At 50.6% G+C, this 255-nt stretch carries 1 protein-coding gene; it reads right to left on the reverse strand.

From position 1 onward, the window contains the following. A partial coding sequence (locus MN204_RS21930; protein WP_498043955.1) for an inorganic phosphate transporter occupies positions 1–249 on the reverse strand: 249 nt, incomplete at its 3' end. Positions 250–255 lie beyond the last annotated feature (6 nt).

The following is a 255-nucleotide window of genomic DNA, read 5'->3' on the forward strand; positions in this document are numbered from 1 at the left end:
GACAAACCAGGCCATAAAAATGTTTCGAAACAGTCGCCAGTCAACAGCCTTCTTTGATCGGAGCCAGCCAACAGACACAACAGAGCCCACTTTGCAATGTGTTGTGCTGATGGGAAGGCCAATGTTTGATGCGATGACCACAGTTAAGGCAGACGCCAGTTCAATACTGAAACCACTGGAGGGTGCGATTGGGGTCAGGTCCTTCCCCATGGTCTGGATAACTCTTCTTCCCCAAACCCACAGGCCCATGCAAAT

This window comes from Oceanobacillus saliphilus (genome assembly GCF_023522835.1).
Taxonomy (GTDB): Bacteria; Bacillota; Bacilli; order Bacillales; family Amphibacillaceae; genus Oceanobacillus; species Oceanobacillus saliphilus.